The following is a 387-nucleotide window of genomic DNA, read 5'->3' on the forward strand; positions in this document are numbered from 1 at the left end:
GACGTAGTGCCGCCAGCGGAATCGCCCGGGTGAGTCAGGAGCCGTACTCCGTAACCGGAACGAGTTCACCAGATCGTGGTACTCCTCAAACAACACTGGGAGCATCCGGTAGCCGTACGTGATGAGGAACGTGAACTGTCGTGGAATCCCGAGACTTCTGAGACCCTGAGAGAGGGTCTTCGGACCCATGCTCGAGAACACCGCCAAACTCGACACGGAGATAATCGTTAACTTCAGCGTGTACGGAACTAACGCTCGAATCGCCGCAACGGGATCACCCGTAAAGACAGTCACGACAGCGTACGATCCTAACGTCGTTGCCACGGTAAACGCCATCAGTCCGACGAGGAACAGGCTGACCCGTGAAAGTACTGCGAGCACCGACAC

Annotated in this window: 1 protein-coding gene; it reads right to left on the reverse strand. The window is 56.8% G+C overall.

Features of this window, described 5'->3' with window-relative positions:
- A partial coding sequence (locus FY251_RS22160; protein ID WP_222847939.1) for an energy-coupling factor transporter transmembrane component T occupies positions 1-387 on the reverse strand: 387 nt, incomplete at both ends.

Source organism: Haloferax sp. KTX1, from assembly GCF_902410085.1.
Taxonomy (GTDB): domain Archaea; phylum Halobacteriota; class Halobacteria; order Halobacteriales; family Haloferacaceae; genus Haloferax; species Haloferax massiliensis.